The sequence below is a fragment of the Streptomyces sp. NBC_00154 genome (assembly GCF_026342835.1).
GTDB lineage: Bacteria > Actinomycetota > Actinomycetes > Streptomycetales > Streptomycetaceae > Streptomyces.
Genome location: NZ_JAPEMI010000001.1, coordinates 4,444,783 through 4,461,357, shown reverse-complemented (window position 1 = coordinate 4,461,357; position 16,575 = coordinate 4,444,783). Strand labels below are relative to the sequence as shown.

Here is a 16,575-nt window from a genome sequence, read left to right as displayed (position 1 = left end):
TCAGCCGCGGCGGCCGACGAGCTTCCAGGCGGCGGGCAGCGCGCCCATCGCCAGCGCCGCCTTCAGCGCGTCACCGAGCAGGAACGGCACCAGGCCGGCCGCGATCGCGGCGCTTGCCGACATCCCGGTGGACAGCGCCAGGTACGGGACACCGACCGCGTAGATGATCGCGGAGCCGAGCACCATGGTGCCGGCGGTGCGCAGCACGGAGCGGTCGCCGCCGCGGCGGGCGAGGGCGCCGACCACAGTGGCGGCGAGGAGCATGCCGAGGACGTAACCGAACGAGGCGCCGCCCGCGCCCGAGCTGCCGCCCGCGAACCACGGCATGCCCGCCATGCCGACGAGCGCGTACACGGCGAGGGAGAGGAAACCGCGGCGGGCGCCGAGCGCGGTGCCGACGAGGAGCGCGGCGAAGGTCTGGCCGGTGACGGGGACCGGGGAGCCGGGGACCGGGACGGCGATCTGCGCGGCGATGCCGGTGAGCGCGGCGCCGCCGACGACCAGGGCGGTGTCAATGGCGTAGCGGTGCCTGGCGGCGGGCAGCAGGTCGGCGAGGACCGCTCCGGTACGGACGGGGGCGGCAGCAGTGCTCATCGGGACTCCGCGGTGGTGAAGGCAGGTGGGGACAGACTGAGGCTGACGTTAGCCCACGGGTTAACGCTCGATCACCATCAGCCGCCCACAAAGCGGCGGTTGGCCGGTTAGTGGGGTTCATACAAAGACCGGTACGCAATCATGTGGCGGCGTGATGCTCGTCACTGAGGTGGGGGCCTGGAGGGGGCGCCCGGCGGACCACGTCTCCCAGCGTGAGACTGTAGGTTCCCCATAAATTATCCGAGAGTGACCCGCACCCCATGCACGACGCCCCTCCCCCCACGCAGCAGGAGCCGCTCTCGCACGGGCTGAAGCAGCGCCATCTGACCATGCTCGGCCTGGGCGGGGTGATCGGCGCCGGGCTCTTCGTCGGTTCGGGCGCCGGGATCGCGGTCGCCGGGCCGGGCATCGTCGTGTCGTATCTGATCGCCGGCGCGCTCGCGATGCTGGTGATGCGGATGCTCGGCGAGATGTCTGCCGCGATACCCGCCTCCGGCGCCTTCTCCGTCCATGCCGAGCGGGCGCTCGGCCGCTGGGCGGGGTTCAGTGTGGGGTGGCTCTACTGGTTCCTGCTGGTGGTCGTCCTCGCCGTGGAGGCGACGGCCGCCGCACAGATCGCTCACGGCTGGGTGCCGGGCGTGGACCAGTGGGCGTGGGTGCTGGCGTTCATGGTGGTGTTCACCGTCACCAATCTGACCGCGGTGAAGAACTTCGGCGAGTTCGAGTTCTGGTTCGCCGCGCTCAAGGTCGCCGCGATCGTGATCTTCCTGGTGCTCGGGCTGCTCGCCGGCTTCGGTCTGCTCCCGGACACCGATCCGGTCGGGCTGACCAATCTCACCGGGCAGGGCGGCTTCCTGCCGAACGGCTGGGGCGGCGTCGTCTCAGGTGTGCTGACCGTCGTCTTCGCATTCGGCGGCCTGGAGGTCGTGACGATCGCCGCGGCCGAGACGGACGATCCGGCGCGCGCGGTGGGACGTGCGGTGCGCAGCGCGGTCGTGCGGATCCTCTTCTTCTACGTCGGCTCGATGCTGGTGATCGTCACGGTGCTGCCGTGGACCGCGCAGCAGGCCGGACTGAGCCCGTACGTCAAGGTCCTGGACACGATCGGGGTGCCGTCGGCCGGGCAGATCATGAACATCGTGGTGTTCGTGGCGCTGCTCTCCGCGCTGAACGCCAATCTCTACGGCGCGTCCCGGATGGTCTTCTCGCTGGCCGAGCGCGGCGAGGGGCCGCGCGGGCTGCTCAAGGTGTCGGGGAGCGGTGGCGGGGGCGGGGTGCCGCGGCGGGCGGTCCTCACCTCGGTCGCCTTCGGCTTCGTCTCCGTACTGCTCAATCTGAAGTGGCCCGACTCCGTCTTCCTCTATCTGCTCAACTCGGTAGGCGCGGTGCTGCTGTTCGTCTGGGGGCTGATCGCCGCGTCGCAGCTGCGGCTGCGACGCCGGCTGGAGCGCGAGGCGCCCGAGGCGCTGACCCTGCGGATGTGGTGCTTCCCGTGGCTGACCTGGGTGACGCTGGCCGCGCTCGTGGCCGTACTGGTGCTGATGCTGACCGATGACGTGGCGCGCCCGCAGGTGCTGTGGTCGGCGGGGGCGACGGGTCTGGTGCTGCTCGTCGCGGGGGCGCGGGAACTGCGGGACCGGCGACGGGCCTGACCCGGCGGATCCGTGGCGGGGCGTGTACGCGAGAACTTCGGCGAGTTCGAGTTCTGGTTCGCCTCGCTGAAGGTCGTCGCGATCACGCTCTTCCTGGTGCTGGGTGTGCTGGCGATCCTCGGGGTGCTGCCCGGCACGGACGCCCCGGGCGGCGCCAATCTCCGGGGCGACGGCGGGTTCCTGCCGAACGGCTCCAACGGCTTCATCATCGGGCTGCTCGCCTCCGTCTTCGCGTACGGCGGTCTGGAGACGGTCACCATCGCCGCGGCCGAGTCCGAGAACCCGGTGCGGGGCGTGGCCAAGGCGGTCCGTACGGCGATGTGGCGGATCGCGCTGTTCTACGTCGGTTCGATGGCGGTCATCGTCACCCTCGTGCCGTGGGACGACCCGAAGGTCGCGACGGTCGGCCCGTTCTACGCGACCCTCGACCACCTGGGCATCAGCGGCGCCGCGGAGATCATGAACGTGGTCATCCTGATCGCACTGCTCTCCGCGATGAACGCGAACATCTACGGCGCTTCGCGGATGGCCTGCTCGCTGGTCGCCCGGGGCCAGGGCCCGAAGCGCCTCGGCCGGGTCAGCTCCGGCGTGCCGCGCAACGCAGTGCTCGTCTCGTCCGTCTTCGGCTTCCTGTGTGTGCTGCTGAGCTACTGGCGGCCGGACGATGTCTTCCCGTGGCTGCTCAACATGATCGGCGCGGTGATCCTGGTCGTCTGGATCTTCATCGCGGTATCGCAGCTGCTCCCGCGCCGCCGGCTGGAGCGCGAGGCGCCCGAGAAGCTGGTCGTGCGGATGTGGCTGTTCCCGGTGGGGACACTGATCGCGCTGGCTGCCATGGCCGGCATCTTCCTGCTGATGCTGCGCCAGCCCGACACACGCGACCAGCTGCTGGCGACCGGTGCGCTGACCGTCGTACTGGCCGTCATCGGTGTCGTACGCCAGCGCCGGGCCGCAGCCGTCAAGAACTGATGTGGGGGGCGCACGGCACGTTGAGGGAGAGCAGCGCGCCGCCCTCGTCCCCCAGCTGCACCTCGCTCACTGCCGCGTTGCGCAATTGCGGAAGGACCCGGCGGTAGGCGCCGAGCGGGATCGACAGCAGTTCGCACAGCACCAGCCGTAGCAGCGTGTTGTGTGCGACGACCAGTACCCGCTGCCCCGGATGGAAGTGTGCGATCCGGCGCAGCGCCGCCGTCCCCCGGGCCGCCGCCGTGCGCGGGTCCTCGGCCCCGGGAAAGGGATGGGTCACCGGATCGGCGACATACGCCTCGGCCCGTTTCGGGTCCTCGGCGGCGAATTCGGCGAGGGTCCGCCCCTCCACCGCCCCGAAGTCGCACTCGCGCAGATCGTGTTCGCGCCCGGGTACGAGGCCGAGCGCCCGGCAGGCGGGTTCGGCGGTCTCGATGGCGCGGGAGACGGTCGACGTCCAGATCGCGTCGACCGGATGCCGGACCGCCCAGTCCGCCAGTTGCTCGGCCTGGCGGCGGCCCTCGTCGGTGAGCGCGACGTCGCTCACCCCGGCGTAGCGGTTCTCGGCGTGCCAGACGGTCTGTCCGTGCCGGGCGAGCACCAGGGTCGTGGGGAAGATGGTCATCGGCTCTCCGTTCGGGCCCGGGCGTGGGCGGCGAGCGCCCCGGGCCGCCGGCCCCGCCGTTCCGGTTCGTCCACCAGTTTGAGGTACGGCGCGGTGTGGCGGGCAGTGCGCGCCGGGTACGGGCGCAGAACCTGCCGGATTCCGACCGGGTGGCCCGCTGCCGGTGGCTCGTGGTCACGGGCCGAGGCGTCCGGTCGCGCCGGAACCTGCCCAGGAAACGCGGCGGTCAGCGCCCCGCCGCAGCAGCCCGGCGCTCCGCCGGGCAACCAACTCCCCTCCGGGGAAAGGTAGTTGTAAACCACATCGGCACGGTACCGGACCGGCGACGCCGTGACGCCCTTGAGGACCGGGGTCGCACCGCGCACCGAATTCCGCGATCCGACGGGCAGTGCACCGGAGGCGATCCGCGCCGCGCATCCGTCCGCCGCCCCGGCCGCGACGAGCCTGCCCGCCGGTGTGCCGACCCCCTCGGCCCCGCCCGCCCGTCGCCGCACATCAGGCCGACGGTGAGCCACCTGGCAGTGATCACGCGGGGCGGCCCGCGGTCCTGAGCCGAAGGGCTGATCACACTCCCCCCTTCCTGCTGTTAGCCTGCTCTTGCATATGAGTTGCAATAACAACAGGACAGCAGCTGGAGGGCTCGCCCCATGGCCACGTACACGCTCCCGGAACTCCCGTACGACTACGCGGCGCTCGAACCGGTCATCAACCCGCAGATCATCGAGCTCCACCACGACAAGCACCACGCCGCCTACGTCAAGGGCGCCAACGACACCCTGGAGCAGCTGGAAGAGGCACGCGACAAGGAGGCCTGGGGAGCCGTCAACGGCCTGCAGAAAAACCTCGCGTTCCACCTCTCCGGCCACATCCTGCACTCGATCTACTGGCACAACATGAGCGGCGACGGCGGCGGCGAGCCCCTCGCGGCGGACGGTGTCGGCGACCTCGCGGACGCCATCACCGACTCCTTCGGTTCGTACGCGGGCTTCAAGTCCCAGCTGACGAAGGCCGCTGCCACCACGCAGGGCTCCGGTTGGGGGGTGCTGGCGTACGAGCCGCTCAGCGGCAGGCTGATCGTCGAGCAGGTCTACGACCACCAGGGCAACGTCGGCCAGGGCTCGGTTCCGATCCTGGTCTTCGACGCCTGGGAGCACGCCTTCTACCTCCAGTACAAGAACCAGAAGGTCGACTTCATCGAGGCGATGTGGCGCGTCGTCAACTGGCAGGACGTGGCGAAGCGGTACGCGGCCGCCAAGGAGCGCGCCGACGTTCTGCTGCTCGCCCCCTGACCAGGACGCACGGACGTCCTGCCTCGTGATCGTCTTCTCAACCTTCACCGGCAGGCGGATGAACGGGGAGCCTCCGCGAAGACGTGACTCGCGGGGGCTCCCCCATTTCCGGACACTTAGCTTGTTTGCTAATTAGCTCATGTGCTAAATATCTGGCATGGCAACGACCGATGACGAGGCGAGCGCCTTCCGCGCCCTCGCCGATCCGACCAGGCGCCAGATCCTGGAGGACCTCCGGGGCGGCGAACTGGCGGCGGGGGAGATCGCGGCCCGGTTCGCGATCAGCGCACCGTCCATCTCCCGCCACCTCGGCGTACTGAAGGGCGCCGGACTGGTCACCGAGCGCCGCGACGGCAACCGCATCCTCTACTCGCTGGCCGAGGATCGGCTGGCGACCAGCATCGGACGGTTCCTGAGCTCCGTCTGCCCCGAGCAGATCGTCCTGCGCCACACCAAGTGGCGGTCCGCCACACAAGAGGAAGGCGGCACATCGTGATCCAGCCCCGACTCTCCAGCGTCATCGAGCGCCGCCTCCTGGTGAACTACCGGGTCACCCCGGACGCCGCCGCCCGCCTGCTGCCCGCCGGCCTGCGACCCCAGTTGGTACGCGGCCACGCCGTCGCCGGCATCTGCCTCCTGCGCCTGGGCTCCGCACGCCCCGCATGGGCACCGCCGCCGGTGGGTCTGCGCAGCGAGAACGCCGCGCACCGCATCTCCGTCGAGTGGGACGGCCCGGACGGCATCGAGACCGGCGTCTACATCACACGCCGCGACACCGGCTCACGGATCAACTCCTGGGCGGGCGGGCGGATTTTCCCCGGTGAACACGGCCGCGCCGACTTCACGGTGCACGAGACGCCCGACGAGGTACGGGTCGCTCTCGCCACCCGGGACGGCGAGATTCGGGTCGACGTCACGGCCGAGGTCACCGACGAACTGCGCGGCAGTGAGCTCTTCACCGATCTCCAGGAGGCATCGGACTTCTTCCGCGCCGGGGCCAGGGGCCTGTCCCCAAGGGCTTCAGGCCGCCGTCTCGACGCCATGGAACTGGAAACGGACGCGTGGCAGGTGGAAGCCGGGCGGGTCCGATCCGCGCGGTCGACCTTCTTCGACGACCCGGACCGCTTCCCGGCCGGCACCGCGACCCTGGACAGCGTCCTGGTCATGCGCGACGTCGCCGCCCGCTGGCGCCCGCTGCCGGCGAGGGCCATGGCCCGTCGCTGACGAGCGGTGGCCATCAACCCGTCGTGTCCCTCGGCGCCGACGGTCCGTACCGCGGTGGCGCCGGGCGCCGGCCCGACTGCGACCGGTTCGGTGAACCGCCGCCTGCCCCGCACCCTGCGCCGGCGTCACGGCATTGCCCCTCGGCATCGAGCGAGCCCCCGAAGAAACGTGTGCCCTCCGGGGTGAATGCGATGATGGGCGCCATGAGTCCGGTCCCCGCCGACCCCACCGCCGTGCACCCCATGCCCGGACAGCCGCGTGTGGTCCTGCTGAAGCCCCTGGTGACGTCGGAGCTGATCGAGGTCGGCGCCTACTCCTACTACGACGACCCCGATGACGCGACCGCCTTCGAAACCCGCAACGTGCTGTATCACTACGGCCCGGAGAAGCTCGTCATCGGAAAGTTCTGCGCGCTCGGGACCGGGGTGCGGTTCCTCATGAACGGCGCCAACCACCGTATGGACGGCCCCTCCACGTTTCCGTTCCCCACGATGGGCGGCTCCTGGGCCGACCACTTCGACCTGCTGACCGGACTGCCCGACCGGGGCGACACCGTCGTCGGCAACGATGTCTGGTTCGGCTACGGCTCGACGGTCCTGCCAGGTGTACGGATCGGGCACGGCGCCGTCATCGGTGCCGGATCGGTCGTCGTCGGCGACGTCCCGGATTACGGCATCGTCGGCGGCAACCCGGCGCAGCTGATCCGTACCCGCTACGACGACGAAACCGTCACCCGGCTCCTCGCCGTCGCCTGGTGGGACTGGCCCATCGAGCTCATCACCCGGCACATCCGCACGATCATGTCCGGCAGCGTCGAGGCGCTCGAAGCGGCTGCCCAGGAGGGGACGTCATGACCATCACCGTTCAGGGACTGGCGTACTACCCCGTCAAGGGCTGCGGCGCGGTTCCGGTCGACCGGGCGGAGATCACCCGGACCGGTCTGGTGCACGACCGTACGTTCATGGTGGTGGACGCCGAGGACGGCGCGTTCCGCAGTCAGCGGACACACCCCGCGATGGCTGCGATCAAGGCCGAAGTCCTGGACGGCGGCGCCGTGCTGGCCCTCTCCGTGCCGGACCTGGAGCCCCTGGAGCTGGACGTCGACCGGGACGGCCCGCGCCGCACGGTCAGTATGTTCGACCGTCCGCTCGGCGAGGCGTGCGACCAGGGGGACGCGGTCGCCGAGTGGTTCTCGGACGCGCTCGGTGCGAAGTCCCGGCTGGTACGGGTGGCACCCGACTTCGACCGCGACGGCTGGGGCGAGACCCCCGGCAAGGTCGCCTTCGCCGACGCCCATGCGGTGCTGGTCGCCTCCACCGCGTCGCTGGCCGGCCTCAACGCCCGTATCGAGGCCCGCGGCGACGCGGCCGGCGTACCGATGGACCGCTTCCGCCCGAACATCGTCCTGTCCGGCGCCGACGAGCCGCACTTCGAGGACCGGGTACGCCGGATGACCATCGGATCGGCCGAACTGGCCTACTCCGTGAGGGCGATGCGGTGCAACGTCCCGCTGGTGGACCAGTCGACCGGCCTCCGGGCGGGCCCGGAGCCGGTCCGGACCCTGGCGACGTACCGCCGCGAACCCGACTACGGCAACAAGGTCAGCTTCGGCGTGAAGAACGCGGTGGTCCGCGAGGGTGTGGTGGCCGTCGGTGACGCGGTCGAGATCACGAGCCGGCTCGACGCGTGAACCCAGTCAGGCGAGCCTTACGTTCTTGGACGGGTTGATCGAGCCATTCGTAGGGTTGGGTCACCCAGGGGTGCTGGGTGTGGCTTTCAGGCGGCTGCCGTTCGTGGCTGAACTCGCTTCGCCGCCCAGCACCCCACGACGACCAGGCCGCTGATTGGGAAGTGCGAACAAGTCGCTGTGTAAGGCAATGCCGGCGAGGTCGTCCGTGGTACGTACTGCAACGACGAGCTTCGGGAGCGCGATGAGCCGGATATGGGCCGGAGTCGACAGCGGCAAGACCCACCACCACTGCCTCGTTCTCGACGCCGACGGCACCAAGCTGCTGTCGCGCCGGGTGGCCAACGACGAGCCGGATCTCCTCCAGCTCCTCGCCGACGTCCTCGCCCTCGCGGACGAGGTGACCTGGGCGGTGGACATGGCGGACGGCGGGGCCGCACTGCTGATCGCTCTGCTGGTCAACCACGGGCAGGAACTGCTCTACATCCCCGGCCGCGCGGTCAACCGTGCCACCGATGGCTACCGGGGCGAGGGCAAGACCGATGCCCGCGACGCGCTCGTCATCGCCGACCAGGCTCGTGTCCGCCGCGATCTGAAGCCCATGCGGCCCAGCGACGAGGCGACCATCGAGCTCAAGCTGTTCACGGCCCGCCGCACCGACCTCGCCTGCGACCGCAACCGAGCGATCAACCGCCTGCGCGGAACGCTGACCAGCATGTTCCCCGCGCTGGAACGTGCGCTGGATGTGACCACCAAGGGGCCGCTGGTGCTGCTGAGTCGGGTCGCCCGGGGGAATCTCACCCCCGGGCTCCCACAGAACGGAGCGTGACAATCTCTCGTCACTCCGCTCTTGTCATCCTGATCACCAGGCCAATGCGGCGAGTGTCGTGTCCGGCCAGTGCGCGAACATCCGCGGGTACCGCTGGGCGATCTCCTGGAGCTTCGCAATGGCCTTCCGCAACGGCGCCAGCCGACGGTACTTTCTGCGGATCCAGCGAACCAAGTAGGCGTTGATTCGCTGAAGGAACGGGATCAACACCCAACGGCCGTACCGGCCGTAGTAGTTGAGCCAGCCCGCAACGACGGGATTGATCCGCCGTGCGAGGTCCGTGAAAGTCGAACCGGTGCGGTGTTGCAGCCGCCAGGAGCGGACCTCCGCACTGATCTTCTTCAGGGCTTCCTTGCTGATTGCCGGGGAGAATGACAGGAACGTCTGCCCACTCCGGGTCCGGCTTGCTCTGGCGCGGAATGTGTAGCCGAGGAACGTGAACTCCATATGCTCGTGGGAGCTCTGGCGCTTCGCGTCCCGGCAGTACACGATCCGGGTCTTGGCCGGGTGCAGTTCCAGCCCGACCTCTTCCATCCTGCTCCGGAGCGCGGCCAGCACCTGGCGGGCCTGGCGCTCGGTGACGCAGTGCAGCACCGCGTCGTCCGCATAGCGTTCGAAGGTGACAGACGGGAACTCCCGGCTCATCCACATGTCGAACGCGTAGTGCAGGAACAGGTTCGCCAGCACGGGAGACACCGGGGCGCCCTGAGGCGTTCCGCGTTCCCGTTCCAGCAGGTTGCCGTCGGGCAGTTGCAGAGGCGCGGCGAGCCATCGCCGTACATACAAGTTCACCCAGACGGCGTCGGTGTGCGCTTCCACCGCCTTGACCAGCAGGTCCCACCGGACGCTGTCGAAGAACTTCCGGATGTCGAACTCGACGACCCAGTCGCGCTTCCAGCAGCGTTCCCGGCAGGCCCCGACCGCGTCCAGCGCGGACCGTCCGGGCCGGTATCCGTAGCTGTCCGGGTGGAAAATGGGATCCACTCGTCGCATCAGATGCCGTGCCACCACGGTCTGCGCCACCCGGTCAGCGACGCACGGAATACCGAGCATCCGCATGCCACCGCCGTGGGGCTTGGGAATCTCCACCGCGCGCACCGGAGACGGAAAGTACGAGCCCGACGACATTCGGTTCCAGACCTTGTAGAGGTTGTTCCTCAGGTCCTTCTCGAACTCATCGATGGACTCGCCATCCACGCCCGGGGCGCCCTTGTTCGCCCTGACTTCCTCCCACGCCTCCTTCACTTCCCACTTCGAGATATCGAACGGCTTGGTCTGTGACATCAACCGGCCCATCGAATTCCTCCCAGATACCTCTGGTTGATACGACACACTCGGTCACGGACGACCCGGCCCCTTCGCTCCACCCCCATTACAGAGGCTTCAGCACTACTACGAGCCGGTCCGCCGGCGCACCCCGCATCGGTACTCAACCCCTTGCGGTTTCGGCCGCTTGGGGCACTCCCTCTCGCCACCCGTGCTGGGTGGGCAGTGTCGGAGCGCGCCTTCTCCTGTTCCACGCGAGAGCGGCAGACTGGGCTCACGTCGCCTTCATGCCGGACACCGCCTGACCAGTAGGTGGGCTCCCGTCAGGCTTATCCCGAGACAAGCCAGAGCGCCTCGGTTTCGATGTCGTCTGTTCTGTTTTCGACACGTCAGCAGCGATTCGCTTGCGCTCGTCTTCCCAGTCCCTACCTGACATCTCTTGGATGCCTTTTCCTCATCGCTCACCACAACAGTCTTCAGCTAATGCGGCATGAGGTGGTTTGAAGCCTCCCCCCACAGGGCGACTCCGAAGGGCCGAAATCCTTCATCTCTCGCACAGCACCATTTCCAGAAGCTGCCCTACTATCAACTCCCATTCATGTTCAGGACACACCGGGCTACCAGACTCCGGCATCGATCCGCCGCGTGGGTGTGAGCCGCCTGGCCAAGTGGCTGTCCGCCCGCAAGGTCCGCAACGCCCATGACCTCGCCACCGCGGGGGTCGAGGCCGCCGAGCGGCAACACACCGCCGTCCCCGGCGAAGCGGCCATCGCGGCGATGGTGCGGGCACTGGTCGAGGAGGTGATCGCCCTCAACGAGAAGATCGCGGAGATCGACAAGCTCATCGAGGGCCGGTTTCGCCGCCACGAACTCGCCGACGTGATCACCAGCATGCCGGGAATCGGCGCTCTGCTGGGAGCGGAGTTCCTGGCCGCTGTGGGGAGCGACATGGCATCCTTCGCCACCCCGGACCGCCTGGCTGCCTTCGCCGGCCTGGCCCCTGCCCCGCACGACTCGGGGAAGTCCCACGGCAACCTGCACCGGCCACAGCAGTACCACCGCGGCCTGCAACGCGTCTTCTACACCTCCGCGCTGATCAGCATCCGCTGCGACCCCAACTCGCGCCGCTTTTACGACAGAAAGCGAGCCGAGGGTAAACGTCACATCCAGGCCGTGCTCGCACTCGCCCGCCGCCGCGTCAACGTCTTCTGGGCCCTGATCCGTGACCGACGGTGCTACGACGTCATACCCCCAGTCACTCATGCCGCTTGACTTCCAGATTGGGAAGCGAGTCGATCCAGCGTTCCAGCCGACGTCCTTCGGCGGCCATCAGGTCGGGGTCCCGGAAGGTGTTGGTGAGCAGCGAGATCCCCTGGTAGGCGGCGATCAAGGCGACCGCGAGTTCACGGGAGTCACTGCGGCCCATCGCCCGGAACTGCTGCTCGACCCAGTCGAGCAGCGCCTGAATGACCTTGGCGACCGACAGGTCGAGGCCGTCGGCCCGCTTGTCGAGTTCCGAGGCCATGGTCCCGGTAGGACAGCCGTACTGAGCCGTGAGCTCGCGCTGCTCGACCCAGCCGTTCAGGAGTGCCTTCAGTCGGTCCTGGGGCGCGGGAAGCTCGTCGAGCACACCGATCATCGACTTCAGGCTCTGCGCATGTGCGTCGATCGCCGCCTCGACGAGCTGATCCTTGGTCTTGAAGTAGTAGTAGACGTTTCCCAACGGGACGTCGGCCGCTCGTGCGATGTCGGCAATCGTGGTCTGTTCGACACCTTGCTCGTGAAGTACCCGGGCCGCGGCGGCCGCCAGCCTTTCCCGCTTGCCCGGTGATTGCCGGACGCCTTTTGAGTGAGTCACCTGACTAACTGTAGACGTGCGACGGGCGACCGGCTATCGTCGCATCTAAGTCAGTCAACTAACTAACACATGGGGTTCTCATGATCGTTGCAACGGGTGCGACCGGAAACGTCGGACGGGAACTCGTGCGGATCCTTGCCTCGGCCGGTGAACAGGTGGCGGCCGTCTCCCGGCGGCCTCCGGCGCAGCTGCCCGACGGCGTACGGCACCAGCGGGCCGATCTCGCCGATCCGGAGAGCCTGCGCACCGCGCTGGACGGCGCCGACGCACTGTTCCTGCTCGTCGCGGGCGACGACCCGCAGGGCATCATCGACATCGCAGCGGCCGGCGGGGTCCGGCGCGTCGTCCTGCTCTCCTCCCTGGGGGTCGGGACGCGGCCGGAGGCCTACCGTCACCCGGGGGCGTTCGAGGAGGCCGTCCGCCGGCCGGGTCTCGCATGGACGGTCCTGCGGTCCGGCGGCCTGAACTCCAACACCTTCGCGTGGGCCGAGTCGATCCGTACGCAGCGCACAGTTGCCGCACCCTTCGGCGACGTCGGGCTGCCCACCGTCGACCCGGCGGATGTCGCCGAGGTCGCGGCCGTGGTCCTGCGCGAGGCCGGCCACGCGGGCCGTACGTACGAACTGACCGGGCCCGCGCCGGTCACCCAGCGGGAACGGGCCGAGGCGATCGGCGGCGCACTGGACACTCCGGTCCGATTCGTCGAGCAGACCCGCGAGGAGGCCCGCGCGCAGATGCTGCAGTTCATGCCCGAGCCGGTGGTGGAGGGCACGCTCGGCATCCTCGGTGAGCCACTGGCGGCGGAGCAGAAGGTCAGCCCCGACGTCGAGCAGATCCTCGGCCGCGCGCCGCGCACCTTCGCCGACTGGGCCGCACGCGCCGCCGAGTCCTTCCGGTGAAACCACCGCGCGGCGAATTTCACCTGTCTCGAGACCGAGCACCACGACGTGGCCGCGGGGCACCACAATCCGGAGGACGACCATCCGCTACCGGTCGCCAAATCAGCGTGCGGACCGCCACGAACTCCGCTGAACCGCCCGGCTGTTGCCCCTGCGGAGTCGATGGCCGGCCCCGTCCGGACGCTCCATCGAGTGGCAGGGCGCCTGACGAAGCCCGCCCAGCTGTACGCGTGACGCATCACGGTGCGGGTTCCGGACGGTGGCCGGAACCCGCACCGGGTGGGTACGTCAGTCGAAGATCGGGCCCTGCGTCCGGGTCCGCTTGATCTCGTAGAAGCCGGGGATCGACGCCACCAGCAGCGTGCCGTCCCACAGCTTCGCCGCCTCCTCGCCCTTCGGGGCAGGGGTGACCACCGGGCCGAAGAAGGCGACCTGCTCGCCGTCGGAGCCCGGCACGGCGATGACCGGCGTGCCGACGTCCTGGCCGACCTTGTCGATGCCCTCCTGGTGGGAGGCGCGGAGCTCCGCGTCGTATGTGTCCGAGTCGGCGTACTCCGCGAGCTCGGCCGGCAGACCGACGTCTTCGAGCGCCGCCACGATCGCCTCACGGGTGGGGCCCTCGCCCTGGTTGTGGAAGCGGGTGCCGAGCGCGGTGTACAGCGGACCGACGATGTCGTCGCCGTGCTTCTGCTGGGCGGCGACGACGACGCGGACCGGGCCCCAGGCCTTGGTCTCGAGCATGTCGCGGTACTCGTCGGGCAGCTCGTCGAGCCTGTTCTCGTTGAGGACGGCAAGGCTCATCACATGCCAGCGGACCTCGACGTCGCGGACCTTCTCCACCTCCAGCATCCAGCGCGAGGTCATCCACGCCCAGGGACAGAGCGGGTCGAACCAGAAATCGGCGGGCGTCTTGCCGTTCACCGTGGCGTTCTCAGACATGTCTCTCCTCAAGAGGCGATCGCACCTGTGCGCGAGAACACCGCCGAACGGCCCTGCCATTCCCGCGCGCCCGGGCCGGGAGGCACATGGGAGGATCAAACTGTTCGAACGTGACACAAAGGAGTGCACCTGTGCCCGGTCAAAACCTGTCCCGCGACGAAGCCCACGAGCGGGCCGAGCTGCTGACCGTCGACGGATACGACGTCGTGCTCGACCTGCGGTCCGCGATCGGTGATCCCGAGGGCGGCGGGGACGGCGGGGACCGGCCGGCCGATCCCCGGACCTTCCGCTCGGTGACCACGATCCGGTTCCGCTCCGCGCGGGCGGGGGCGTCGACGTTCGCGGATCTGCTGGCGCCGAGCGTGACCTCGGTGACCCTGAACGGGCAGGCGCTCGACCCCGCCGTCGTCTTCGACGGGACGCGGGTGGCGCTGGACGGTCTGCCGGAGGGCGAGAACGTCCTGGTGGTCGACGCGCAGTGCGCGTACAGCCGGACCGGCGAAGGCATGCACCGGTTCGTCGACCCGGAGGACGGCGAGGTCTACCTCTACACGCAGTACGAGCCGGCCGACGCGCGGCGCGTCTTCGCGAACTTCGAGCAACCCGACCTGAAGGCTCCCTTCCGCTTCGAGGTGACGGCGCCCGAGGGGTGGACGGTCTGGAGCAACGGGGCCGAGGAGTCCCGCGACGGCGGAGTCTGGCGGTTCGCCGAGACGAAGCCGATCTCGACGTACATCACAGCGGTCGTCGCCGGTCCGTACCACTATGTGACCGACTCGTACAGCCGTACCTTCGACGACGGCACGACGCTGGACATCCCGCTCGGCGCGCTCTGCCGCAAGGGCCTCGCCCGGCACTTCGACGCGGACGACATCTTCCTCGTCACCAAGCAGGGCCTGGACTTCTTCCACGACAACTTCGACTACCCGTACCCGTTCGGGAAGTACGACCAGGCGTTCGTGCCCGAGTACAACCTCGGCGCGATGGAGAACCCGGGCTGCGTCACGTTCCGCGAGGAGTACATCTTCCGCGGCAAGGTGACGCAGGCGTCGTACGAGAGCCGTGCCAACGTCATCCTGCACGAGATGGCCCACATGTGGTTCGGCGACCTCGTCACCATGCAGTGGTGGGACGACCTGTGGCTGAAGGAGTCGTTCGCCGACTTCATGGGCGTCTTCGCCATGGTGGAGTCGACCCGCTTCAAGGACGGCTGGATCACCTTCGCCAACAACCGCAAGTCCTGGGCGTACCGTGCCGACCAGCTGCCGTCCACACACCCGATCACGGCCGACATCCGTGACCTGGAGGACGCCAAGCTGAACTTCGACGGCATCACGTACGCCAAGGGTGCGTCGGTGCTGAAGCAGCTGGTGGCCTACGCGGGACGGGACGCGTTCCTGGAGGGTGCCCGGCGCTACTTCAAGAAGCATGCGTACGGCAACACGCAGCTGGGCGACCTGCTGTCGGTGCTGGCCGAGACATCCGGGCGGGACATGGTCACCTGGTCGCGGTCGTGGCTGCAGACTGCCGGCGTCAACTCGCTGACGCCGGTGGTGACGTACGGCGCGGCGGACCGGATCACCGAGCTGGCGGTCCTCCAGGAGGCCGCCGATTCGCACCCCGAGCTGCGGCCGCACCGGGTCGCGGTCGGTCTGTACCGCCGCACGACCCGCGGCGACCTGGTGCGGTACGCGCGCGCCGAGGTGGATGTCGCGGGGCCGCGCACGGTGGTCGCCGCGCTGGCCGGTCTGGAGCGGCCCGAGCTGATCCTCGTCAACGACGACGACCTCACGTACTGCAAGGTCCGCTTCGACGAGGCGTCCCTCGCCACCCTGCGCGCGCACCTCGGGGACATCACCGACCCGTTGGCGCGGGCGCTGTGCTGGTCCGCGCTGTGGAATCTGACGCGGGACGGGCTGATGCCGGCCCAGGACTTCATCTCGCTCGTGCTGGCCTTCTCCGGCCAGGAGACCGACATCGGCGTCCTGCAGATGCTGCACGCCTGGACCCGGACGGCGCTCGTCCACTACGCCGCCCCCGGGTGGCGTGAGGAGGGCGGGCGGGCGCTGGCCGAGGGTGCGCTGCGGGAGCTCCGGATCGCCGAGCCGGGGAGCGAGCACCAGTTGGCATGGGCGCGGTTCTTCGCGACGGTCGCGGACTCGGACGCGGACTTCCAGCTGCTGTCCTCGCTGCTGGGGGAGTCCGCGCGGATCGACGGGCTGGAGGTCGACCAGGAGCTGCGGTGGGCGTTCCTGTCCGCGCTGGCCGCGCACGGGGTCGCCGACGAGTCTGTGATCAATGCCGAACTGACCCGGGACGACACGGCGTCCGGCAAGCGGCACCAGGTGCGGTGCCTGGCCTCGCGGCCGTCGGCTGCGGTCAAGGCGCAGGCGTGGGCGGCCGTGGTGGAGTCGGACGCGCTGTCCAACGCGCTGGTGGAGGCGACGATCGCGGGGTTCGGGCAGTCGTCGCAGCGGGAGCTGCTGGCGCCGTACGCAGCCCGGTACTTCGATGCGATCGAACGGGTCTGGGCCGAGCGGTCGATCCAGATCGGGATGTCCGTGGTGAAGGGGCTGTTCCCGGCGCTGCAGGACGACCCGGCGACGCTGGCCGCGACGGACGCCTGGCTGGAGGCGCATGCGGATGCGGCGCCGGCCTTGCGTCGACTGGTGCTGGAGGCACGGGACGATCTGGCACGGGCGCTGCGGGCGCAGGCGTGTGACGCGGAGGCGGGGGCCGACCTCTGA

14 protein-coding genes and 3 pseudogenes are annotated in these 16,575 nt (G+C 69.2%); 11 read left to right on the top strand and 6 right to left on the bottom strand.

Features of this window, described 5'->3' with window-relative positions; all coding sequences use genetic code 11:
• Positions 1–594 (bottom strand): biotin transporter BioY, encoded by a 594-nt coding sequence (locus OHA03_RS19970; protein WP_267005176.1) that lies wholly within the window; start codon positions 592–594, stop codon positions 1–3.
• A gap of 260 nt (positions 595–854) precedes the next feature.
• Between OHA03_RS19970 and OHA03_RS19965 the strand changes: the two genes are divergently transcribed.
• A complete protein-coding gene (locus OHA03_RS19965; protein WP_267005175.1) occupies positions 855–2,246 on the top strand; it encodes an amino acid permease in 1,392 nt (463 codons plus the stop codon).
• Between the two features lie 30 nt (positions 2,247–2,276).
• Positions 2,277–3,215 (top strand): annotated as a pseudogene (locus tag OHA03_RS19960) (amino acid permease); the annotation flags it as partial.
• Here the strand turns inward: OHA03_RS19960 and OHA03_RS19955 are convergent.
• Together OHA03_RS19955 and OHA03_RS47840 are read right to left on the bottom strand one after the other, a co-directional pair.
• Entirely contained in the window at positions 3,205–3,837 is a 633-nt protein-coding gene (locus OHA03_RS19955) for a histidine phosphatase family protein (RefSeq protein ID WP_267005174.1), read from the bottom strand. The pseudogene OHA03_RS19960 and the gene OHA03_RS19955 sit on opposite strands and share 11 nt — an antisense overlap.
• Positions 3,834–4,331, bottom strand: a complete 498-nt coding sequence (locus tag OHA03_RS47840; protein WP_323181234.1) for a hypothetical protein — start codon at positions 4,329–4,331, stop codon at positions 3,834–3,836. Before OHA03_RS47840 ends, OHA03_RS19955 begins: the two co-directional genes overlap by 4 nt.
• A gap of 153 nt (positions 4,332–4,484) precedes the next feature.
• Here OHA03_RS47840 and OHA03_RS19945 point away from each other — a divergent pair, with 153 nt between their 5' ends.
• From OHA03_RS19945 to OHA03_RS19920, 6 genes and pseudogenes are all read left to right on the top strand, one after another.
• Complete coding sequence (locus OHA03_RS19945) at positions 4,485–5,126, top strand: superoxide dismutase (RefSeq protein ID WP_030921315.1); 642 nt, start codon at positions 4,485–4,487, stop codon at positions 5,124–5,126.
• Positions 5,127–5,283: 157 nt separating this feature from the next.
• Positions 5,284–5,622, top strand: coding sequence for a metalloregulator ArsR/SmtB family transcription factor (locus OHA03_RS19940; RefSeq protein ID WP_030970052.1), 339 nt, complete (start codon positions 5,284–5,286; stop codon positions 5,620–5,622).
• Positions 5,619–6,350, top strand: coding sequence for a DUF2071 domain-containing protein (locus tag OHA03_RS19935; protein WP_267005173.1), 732 nt, complete (start codon positions 5,619–5,621; stop codon positions 6,348–6,350). Before OHA03_RS19940 ends, OHA03_RS19935 begins: the two co-directional genes overlap by 4 nt.
• A 203-nt stretch (positions 6,351–6,553) precedes the next feature.
• On the top strand, positions 6,554–7,204 hold the full coding sequence (locus tag OHA03_RS19930; protein WP_267005172.1) for a CatB-related O-acetyltransferase: 651 nt from the start codon (positions 6,554–6,556) through the stop codon (positions 7,202–7,204).
• Positions 7,201–8,040 carry an MOSC domain-containing protein gene (locus OHA03_RS19925; protein ID WP_267005171.1) on the top strand — a complete coding sequence of 280 codons (840 nt, stop codon included), beginning with the start codon at positions 7,201–7,203 and terminating at the stop codon, positions 8,038–8,040. Before OHA03_RS19930 ends, OHA03_RS19925 begins: the two co-directional genes overlap by 4 nt.
• 241 nt (positions 8,041–8,281) lie before the next feature.
• A pseudogene (locus tag OHA03_RS19920) lies at positions 8,282–8,815 on the top strand (IS110 family transposase); the annotation flags it as partial.
• 84 nt (positions 8,816–8,899) lie between these two features.
• Here the strand turns inward: OHA03_RS19920 and ltrA are convergent.
• Positions 8,900–10,150, bottom strand: a complete 1,251-nt coding sequence (ltrA, locus tag OHA03_RS19915; RefSeq protein WP_267005170.1) for a group II intron reverse transcriptase/maturase — start codon at positions 10,148–10,150, stop codon at positions 8,900–8,902.
• A 597-nt stretch (positions 10,151–10,747) separates the two neighbouring features.
• On the opposite strand from ltrA, the pseudogene OHA03_RS19910 reads away from it, so the two are divergent.
• Positions 10,748–11,404 (top strand): annotated as a pseudogene (locus tag OHA03_RS19910) (transposase); the annotation flags it as partial.
• Here OHA03_RS19910 and OHA03_RS19905 read toward each other — a convergent pair.
• On the bottom strand, positions 11,388–11,990 hold the full coding sequence (locus OHA03_RS19905; RefSeq protein WP_267005169.1) for a TetR/AcrR family transcriptional regulator: 603 nt from the start codon (positions 11,988–11,990) through the stop codon (positions 11,388–11,390). The pseudogene OHA03_RS19910 and the gene OHA03_RS19905 overlap by 17 nt on opposite strands.
• Positions 11,991–12,070: 80 nt before the next feature.
• On the opposite strand from OHA03_RS19905, the gene OHA03_RS19900 reads away from it, so the two are divergent.
• The gene (locus tag OHA03_RS19900) at positions 12,071–12,889 is read left to right on the top strand and encodes an NAD(P)H-binding protein (protein WP_267005168.1); all 819 of its coding nucleotides are present in this window, start codon (positions 12,071–12,073) and stop codon (positions 12,887–12,889) included.
• Positions 12,890–13,177: 288 nt separating this feature from the next.
• On the opposite strand, the gene OHA03_RS19895 is transcribed toward OHA03_RS19900, so the two are convergent.
• On the bottom strand, positions 13,178–13,828 hold the full coding sequence (locus tag OHA03_RS19895; RefSeq protein ID WP_267005167.1) for a DsbA family protein: 651 nt from the start codon (positions 13,826–13,828) through the stop codon (positions 13,178–13,180).
• Between the two features lie 131 nt (positions 13,829–13,959).
• Between OHA03_RS19895 and pepN the strand changes: the two genes are divergently transcribed.
• Positions 13,960–16,575 (top strand): aminopeptidase N, encoded by a 2,616-nt coding sequence (gene pepN / locus OHA03_RS19890; RefSeq protein ID WP_267005166.1) that lies wholly within the window; start codon positions 13,960–13,962, stop codon positions 16,573–16,575.